The organism is Streptomyces sp. NPDC058470 (genome assembly GCF_042721055.1).
Taxonomy (GTDB): Bacteria; Actinomycetota; Actinomycetes; order Streptomycetales; family Streptomycetaceae; genus Streptomyces.
The window spans coordinates 107,337-114,260 of record NZ_JBHXMF010000029.1; the positions used below are offsets into that span (position 1 = coordinate 107,337).

Below are 6,924 nucleotides of genomic sequence, written 5' to 3' on the forward strand. Positions count from 1 at the left end.
GGTCAGCCGTGTGCGACTACGGCGACGGGGGCGGTGGCGTGGTGCAGTACGGCGTGCGTGATCGGGCCGATGTGGACGCCGAGCGGGCCCCGGCGGATGCGGCGGCCGACGACGACCAGGGAGGCCTCGCGGGAGGCGTCGACCAGGTGAGTGGCGGCCGTTCCGTACTGGGACTCCTCGACGACCTCGACGGCGGGGAACTTCTGCCGCCACGGGCGCAGGATGTCGGTCAGGTCGGTGGCCTGCTGCCGGGACAGCTCGGTGTGGAGTTCGAGGTCGGAGGAGAGGCCGTAGGCGTAGTAGGGCGGCGGGTTCCAGCCGTGGACGACCCGCAGGGAGGTGGCGCGGCGGTCGGCCGCGTCGAAGGCGAACTCGACGAGAGTGGGGTCCGGGTCGTCGGTGGCCAGGCCCAGGACCACGGGCCGGTAGGGGGCCGCAGCGGACGGGATGCCGGACGGGTCCATCGTGTGCTCGTCGGCGGCCTGCTCCCCGGCCCGTACGAGGACCACTGGCCGCTCGGCGTGCGCCACGACGGCGAGGCCGACCGAGCCCACCAGGAACCCGCCGACCCCGCTCAGGCCGCGCGAGCCCAGGACGAGCAGCGCGGCGTCTTCGGCCAGGTGTGCCAGGACCTCACCGGGCCGGCCGGAGACCTGCTCCGCGGCGATCTCGATGCCGGGGTGCCGCAGCCTCAGTCCCTCTGCGGACTCAGGGGGGATCCTCCCCCAGCCTTCGGCCGGGGGTGCCCCCATCTCGTTTCGCCCGCTCCGGTGCCGCTGGGTCTCGGTGCCGAGGAGCGGGGCCTGTGCCATGGGTGCGGGAACCGGCTCCCAGACGTTGACGAGCTTCAGCGGCAGGCCGCGCAACCTGGCCTCCCTGGCCGCCCATTCGGCGGCGGCGCAGCTCTCGGGCGAGCCGTCGAAGCCCACGGTGACGCTGCGGGGCATGGTCTCCACCTCCTGAATCGGGATCGCACGATCCGATTCCAGAGTGGTGTCGATCGACTTCGCGGTGCAGGGGCCGCAGGTCCCTGGCAGGGGCCGATCGGCCCCTGCCGCGCCTTCTCGCGGTCAGCGCAGGCAGCCGTTGATGCGGACGAACGGCAGCCTGGCCCGGAGCTTGCCGACGCCCCAGGTGCCGTCGGCGGAGGCCAGGGAGGGGGCGATCAGAGCGACGGCGTGGACGCTCTGGTGGGCGGCGAACGGGTTCGCGGACATGCTCCCGACCGCGGCCCGTTACCTCCGCCCGCCGGACGAAGCACACCCGGGCGCCGCGCTGACGAGGCAGGCTTCGACTCGGTGAACCGGTCCATGCCGGATTGTCGTCCCCTCCGTGTTATCGCGTGGGGCGCCGCTGCGGGGAGCGGAGTATGAGCAGGGTGATCTCGCTGGGGGCGAAGACGCGGAACGGCGGGCCCCAGAAGCCGGTGCCGCGGCTGGTGTAGAGGAGGGTGCGGGTGCCGTGGCGGCTGAGGCCGGCGAGGGCGGGCTGGTCGATGCGGACGAGGTGGTGGAAGGGCCAGATCTGGCCGCCGTGGGTGTGGCCGGAGAGTTGGAGGTCGATGCCGCCTGCCGCGGCCCGGTCGACGAACTTGGGCTGGTGGGCCAGGAGCAGGACGGGCAGGTCGGGGTCGGCGCCGTTCAGGGCTCCGGCGAGGTGGGCGCGGTGGCCGGCCAGGCCGGAGGATTCGGCGGTGACGTCGTCCACGCCGGCGACCACGAGGGTGTCGCCGCCGCGTTCGATCAGCAGATGGCGGTTGCGCAGCGGCTCCCAGCCCAGCTCGTCCATCAGGTCGACCCAGCCCTGGGCCTCGCTGTAGTACTCGTGGTTTCCGGTGACGTAGACCCGGGCCCGGGTGGCTCGCACGGTGCCGAGCGGGGCGGCCTGGGCGCGGCGGCGTTCGGCCGTGCCGTCCGCGATGTCGCCGGTGTGGCAGACCAGGTCGGCCTCCAGGGTGTTGACCTTCGCGCAGACCTGCGCAGACCAGCGGGTGCGGTCGAGCGGGCCGTAGTGGGTGTCGGTGATGAGGACGACGCGGGTGCCGTCCAATCCGGCTCCCAGGCGCGGGAGTTGTACGTCGAGCTGGCGCACCCGTGGCACCCGGCGGGCCTCGGCGTACCCCCAGGCGAGCAGCACGGCGGCTACGCCGAGGACCGCCCAGGTGACGATCCGGGCCCGGTTCTGACCGTCGCCCACGCCGGCCACGGTCAGGGCGAGGCGCAGCAGGACGCCGAGCAGGACGGACCAGGTGAACAGCACCCAGCTGGCCCCAAGGAGGGTGTCCCCGACGATCGCCGCCCAGTCCTGCTGGCGCCTGCCGTGGCCGCGCACCATCGCGAGCGGCATGGCGATCAGACCGAGGACGAACAGGGCTGTGCCGCCCAGCGCCACGGGGAGCGGCCAGTGCTGGCCGGCGTGCAGTAGCACCCAGCAGGGCACGGTCCACAGCAGGACAGGGGCGATCAAAGGGATGTAGCGCATCAGGCGGCTCAGTCGGCTCTGCTGGGTCGCATGCGCTGCACTGTCCGCGGATCGGTCCTCGCTGGTGGCGGTCACGCTTCCCCTCCTCAAGTAACCGGACTGCCGGCGCGCGCACTGTATCCGGTCGTCCTGAGAGACGTCTTGCCGATCGCTGATGCCCATGTCATCGGCAACGTGCGCGACGGGGCGACCGGGGAACTGTGTCATCCCCTGGGGACGAAGGCGTCAACGCCGCGATCCCCAGGGCCAATTCTGGGGCGTCCACGGGGGGAGCATCGCCGTTCACACCTCGGGACACCGGCAGTACCGGCGCCTCAACCGTGGTGGTGACCGGCAGGCCAATGCCGCGCTCCGTCGCATCGTGTTCACTCGCCTTCGGGTCGATCCGCGCACCCAGGACTACTACGAGCGCCGGATCACGGAGGGCAAGACCGGCGCGGAATCGTCCGTTGCCTCAAACGCTACGCTGCCCGGGAGGTCTTCCACCTGGTTGGACAGCTACAGCCAGACCCCCGCTCAGAGGGTCTGCCGTGACAGATGAGAGGGTCAGGCGAGTGAGTGAGACACCGAAGAGCACCCTGCAATACCGCTTCGACGGGCCAGAAGACGCCCCTGTCCTCATCTTGGGCCCCTCGCTCGGCACCACTTGGCACATGTGGGATCGGCAGGTCCCGGAGCTGGCGAAGCACTGGCGGATCTTCCGCTTCGATCTGCCCGGGCACGGTGGCGCGCCCGCCTATCCGGCGGGTTCGGTCGCCGAAGTCGTCGAGCGGCTGCTCACCACGCTCGACGGGCTCGGCGTGCAGCGTTTCGGCTACGCGGGGTGCGCTTTCGGCGCCGCCATCGGGATCGAGCTGGCGTTGGGCCACCCGGAGCGGCTCGCCTCGCTCGGGGTGATCGCCGCCTCGCCGCGCTTCGGAACGGCGGACGAGTTCCGGCAACGCGGTGTGATCGTACGAACGAACGGGCTCGACCCGATCGCTCGGATGTCGCCCGAGCACTGGTTCACCGAAGGGTTCGCCGCCACCCAGCCCGCGATCACCGAGTGGGCCGTGCAGATGGTGCGCACCACCGACCCCGGCTGCTACATCGCCGCCTGCGAGGCGCTCGCCGCGTTCGACGTACGGGCCGAACTCACCCGCATCGGGGTGCCGATGCTCGTCCTGGTCGGCTCCGACGACCAGGTCACCGGGCCCGCGGAGGCCCGCACCCTGGTCGCCGGGATACCGGACGCCCGGCTCGCGGTCGTACCCGGCGCCTCGCACCTGGTCCCCGTGGAACAGCCCGCCGCGGTCACCGACCTGCTGGTACGGCACTTCACCAGCGCCTGGCAGCCCGCCTTCGACTCGGCGACCGGCCAGACGGCGATCCCGGCGGCCCCGGTCAAGCCGGTCTTCGTCCCGCCTGCTTCGGGGGCCCCGGTGGCCGAGATCGCGGGGCCCGGCGCCCGGGCCGAGACCGTGGGGCGACCCGACCCGTACGACGCCGGGATCAAGGTGCGCCGTGAGGTGCTCGGCGATGCGCACGTGGACCGGGCGCTGGCCTCGGCGGACGAGTTCTCCGGGGATTTCCAGGAATTCGTCACCCGGTACGCCTGGGGCGAGATCTGGGACCGGCCCGGTCTCGACCGGCGCTCGCGCAGCTGTGTCACGCTCACCGCGCTGGTCGCGGGCGGCCACCTCGACGAGCTCGTCTTCCACGTCCGCGCCGCCCTCCGCAACGGCCTCACCCCGGTGGAGATCAAGGAGGTGCTCCTCCAGGCGGCCGTCTACTGCGGAGTACCGGCCGCGAACAGCGCCTTCAAGGTGGCCCAGCAGGTCATCCGCGAAGAGACCACGCCCCCGGAGTGACCGCCCCCGTGATCTTCATCTGAGCCAGTAGGACCACCAGTCTGAGCAGGCGGTCGCCGGGTCGGTGGGGGGAGGATGGAGGCATGACTCTGATGAAGTTCACCAAGAAGTCGCACTCCTGCGTCCGCCTGGAGAAGGACGGGCGCACGCTCGTCATCGACCCGGGCATCTTCAGTGAGGAGGACGCCGCGGTCGGCGCGGACGCGATCCTGATCACCCACGAGCACGCCGACCACTTCAGCGAGGAGCGGCTGCGGGCCGGTCTGGAGGCCAACCCGGCCGCGGAGATCTGGACGCTGAAGTCGGTCGCCGACCAGATCTCGGCGGCGTTCCCGGGGCGCGTGCACACCGTCGGCCACGGTGACACCTTCACGGCCGCGGGCTTCGACGTCCAGGCGCACGGCGAACTGCACGCCGTGATCCACCCGGACATCCCGCGCATCACCAACGTCGGCTACCTCGTCGACGGCCGTGTCTTCCACCCGGGCGACGCCCTCACCGTCCCCGACCATCAGGTCGAGACGCTGCTGCTCCCCGTCATGGCCCCCTGGAGCAAGATCTCCGAGGTCATCGACTACGTGCGCGAGGTCAAGCCGCAGCGCGCGTACGACATCCACGACAGCCTGCTCACCGACCTCGCCCGGCCGATCTACGACAACCAGATCGGCGCCCTGGGCGGCTCCGAGCACCTGCGGCTCACGCCGGGGGCGTCCGCGGAGGTCTGAGCCACCGCGGATACGGGGGGGCTCCCGCACGGACACGGCCGCCCACGCACCAGGCCACGTACAAGGCGCCGCCGGGCTCGTTGTCGTACCCGCCCGGTAGGTTGTGAGTCATGCGCATCGCCACCTGGAACGTGAACTCGATCACCGCCCGTCTCCCGAGGCTGCTGGCCTGGCTGGAGAGCAGCGGCACGGACGTGCTGTGCATCCAGGAGACCAAGACCACCGCCGAGCAGTTCCCCACGGATGAGCTGCGAGAGCTGGGCTACGAGTCGGCGGTGAACGCCACGGGGCGGTGGAACGGCGTGGCGGTGGTCTCCCGAGTGGGTCTTGAGGACGTCGTCAAGGGCCTCCCCGGCGACCCCGGCTTCGACAGCGTCCAGGAGCCCCGCGCGGTCTCCGCGACCTGCGGCCCGGTCCGCGTCTGGTCGGTGTACGTGCCGAACGGACGCGAGGTGGACAACCCCCACTACGCGTACAAGATCCAGTGGTTCGAGGCACTCAAGGCGGCGATCGCGGGCGACGCGACCGGGAGCCGGCCGTTCGCGGTGCTGGGTGACTACAACGTGGCGCCGACGGACGAAGACGTCTGGGACATCACCCTCTTTGACGGTGCCACGCACGTCACGCCGGCCGAGCGCGCCGCTCTCGCCGCCCTGCGCGAGGCGGGCCTCTCGGACGTGGTCCCGCGCCCCCTCAAGTACGACCACCCGTTCACCTACTGGGACTACCGTCAGCTGGGCTTCCCGAAGAACCGCGGCATGCGCATCGACCTGGTCTACGGGAACGAGGCGTTCTCGAAGGCCGTCACCGACGCGTATGTGGACCGCGAGGAGCGCAAGGGCAAGGGCGCGTCGGATCATGCGCCCGTTGTGGTGGACCTGGACGTCTAGTTCCCGCCCTGGGGGGTCCCCTCAGCCCCCGTCCGTGCTGACGGGCCTGTTCTCAAACTCCGGACGAGCTGAACCCCGGCCGCGCGGGTCGTCCGACTTCACCGGCGCGGCACGACCCGCATCCCCCGGATGCGCATGGTGCCCGCTGTAGGACTCGGGCAGAATCCGCGCCGGATGTGCGGGATCCCGCATCACCGCGTCGAAGTCGAAGAAGCCGTCGAAGTCCGGGTTGTCCAGGATCCACGCGTTTACCGCGGTCACTTGGTCCGCGGCCGTGCTCCGGCGGACGTCGTCCACGCCCTGGAAGACGAGGGCCGTACGCGCCGACGTCCGGGTGCTCCAGCGGAGGGACCCGGCTCTGCGCGACAAGGAGGCCCGGCGTCGGCCACGAGCATCTTGCCCGCGAACAGCCTGAGCACCAGGGCCGTGCCCCATCGATGTCGGCGCAGCTCCGGCTCCTCCCTTGCGTGAACTGACCTGAAGACAGCTGCGTATGAAGCCGAGGAGACGGCCGGGACGCGTCAAAGTGTCGTGCGTGATCGTGCGCCGAGCTCACCCTGACAGCTGAGTGCTTCACCTGGACCTCACGGGGAGGCCGGGACCGGCAGGGCTGCCACCACGGGGTGGTCGCGCTCGACCGGGCCGAGGCCGGCGGCACCGCCCGGCGGGCCGAGTTCGGCGAAGAACTCGGCGTCCGCCGTGCGGAAGTCAGCCCACTCATCGGGGGTGTCGTCCTCGAAGAAGATGGCCTCGACGGGGCAGACGGGCTCGCACGCACCGCAGTCGACGCATTCGTCGGGGTTGATGTACATCTTGCGAGGGCCTTCGTAGATGCAGTCGACGGGGCATTCGTCGATGCAAGCCTTGTCTTTCAGGTCGACGCAGGGCTGGGCGATGACGTACGTCATGGGGAGCTCTCCACGGTCCAGGTGTCGCCGCCGGCGAGGAGTGCGGCGAGGTCGCCTTTGCCGTTCTGTT

The 6,924-nt window shown here is 71.0% G+C and carries 9 protein-coding genes; 4 read left to right on the forward strand and 5 right to left on the reverse strand.

Annotated features, from left to right (window positions below; all coding sequences use genetic code 11):
• Window positions 1-2: 2 nt before the first annotated feature.
• The 3 genes from ACFWP7_RS22130 to ACFWP7_RS22140 all read right to left on the reverse strand — a co-directional run bounded on the left by ACFWP7_RS22130 (window position 3) and on the right by ACFWP7_RS22140 (window position 2,556).
• Window positions 3-947: a universal stress protein gene (locus ACFWP7_RS22130; RefSeq protein WP_384383363.1), complete on the reverse strand. Its 945-nt coding sequence runs from the start codon at window positions 945-947 to the stop codon at window positions 3-5.
• A gap of 123 nt (window positions 948-1,070) precedes the next feature.
• The gene (locus ACFWP7_RS22135) at window positions 1,071-1,217 is read right to left on the reverse strand and encodes a hypothetical protein (protein WP_384383365.1); all 147 of its coding nucleotides are present in this window, start codon (window positions 1,215-1,217) and stop codon (window positions 1,071-1,073) included.
• A 118-nt stretch (window positions 1,218-1,335) separates the two neighbouring features.
• Window positions 1,336-2,556: a metallophosphoesterase gene (locus ACFWP7_RS22140; protein ID WP_384383368.1), complete on the reverse strand. Its 1,221-nt coding sequence runs from the start codon at window positions 2,554-2,556 to the stop codon at window positions 1,336-1,338.
• A gap of 85 nt (window positions 2,557-2,641) precedes the next feature.
• On the opposite strand from ACFWP7_RS22140, the gene ACFWP7_RS22145 reads away from it, so the two are divergent.
• From ACFWP7_RS22145 to ACFWP7_RS22160, 4 genes are all read left to right on the forward strand, one after another.
• Window positions 2,642-3,022, forward strand: coding sequence for a transposase (locus ACFWP7_RS22145; protein ID WP_384383371.1), 381 nt, complete (start codon window positions 2,642-2,644; stop codon window positions 3,020-3,022).
• A gap of 13 nt (window positions 3,023-3,035) precedes the next feature.
• Entirely contained in the window at window positions 3,036-4,331 is a 1,296-nt protein-coding gene (pcaC, locus tag ACFWP7_RS22150; protein WP_384383374.1) for a 4-carboxymuconolactone decarboxylase, read from the forward strand.
• Between the two features lie 92 nt (window positions 4,332-4,423).
• The gene (locus ACFWP7_RS22155) at window positions 4,424-5,056 is read left to right on the forward strand and encodes an MBL fold metallo-hydrolase (RefSeq protein ID WP_384383406.1); all 633 of its coding nucleotides are present in this window, start codon (window positions 4,424-4,426) and stop codon (window positions 5,054-5,056) included.
• A gap of 110 nt (window positions 5,057-5,166) precedes the next feature.
• Window positions 5,167-5,946 (forward strand): exodeoxyribonuclease III, encoded by a 780-nt coding sequence (locus tag ACFWP7_RS22160; RefSeq protein ID WP_384383377.1) that lies wholly within the window; start codon window positions 5,167-5,169, stop codon window positions 5,944-5,946.
• Between the two features lie 21 nt (window positions 5,947-5,967).
• Here the strand turns inward: ACFWP7_RS22160 and ACFWP7_RS22165 are convergent, their stop codons facing one another.
• Entirely contained in the window at window positions 5,968-6,315 is a 348-nt protein-coding gene (locus ACFWP7_RS22165) for a hypothetical protein (RefSeq protein WP_384383379.1), read from the reverse strand.
• 215 nt (window positions 6,316-6,530) lie between these two features.
• A complete protein-coding gene (gene fdxA, locus ACFWP7_RS22170; protein ID WP_384383382.1) occupies window positions 6,531-6,854 on the reverse strand; it encodes a ferredoxin in 324 nt (107 codons plus the stop codon).
• Window positions 6,855-6,924: the final 70 nt, after the last annotated feature.

Excerpts from the sequence above, each read along its gene's own strand:
- ACFWP7_RS22130 (WP_384383363.1), bottom strand. The coding sequence starts at position 947 with ATGCCCCGCAGCGTCACCGTGGGCTTCGACGGCTCGCCCGAGAGCTGC.
- ACFWP7_RS22135 (WP_384383365.1), bottom strand. The coding sequence starts at position 1,217 with ATGTCCGCGAACCCGTTCGCCGCCCACCAGAGCGTCCACGCCGTCGCT.
- ACFWP7_RS22145 (WP_384383371.1), top strand. The coding sequence starts at position 2,642 with ATGTCATCGGCAACGTGCGCGACGGGGCGACCGGGGAACTGTGTCATC.
- ACFWP7_RS22155 (WP_384383406.1), top strand. The coding sequence starts at position 4,424 with ATGAAGTTCACCAAGAAGTCGCACTCCTGCGTCCGCCTGGAGAAGGAC.
- ACFWP7_RS22160 (WP_384383377.1), top strand. The coding sequence starts at position 5,167 with ATGCGCATCGCCACCTGGAACGTGAACTCGATCACCGCCCGTCTCCCG.
- fdxA (WP_384383382.1), bottom strand. The coding sequence starts at position 6,854 with ATGACGTACGTCATCGCCCAGCCCTGCGTCGACCTGAAAGACAAGGCT.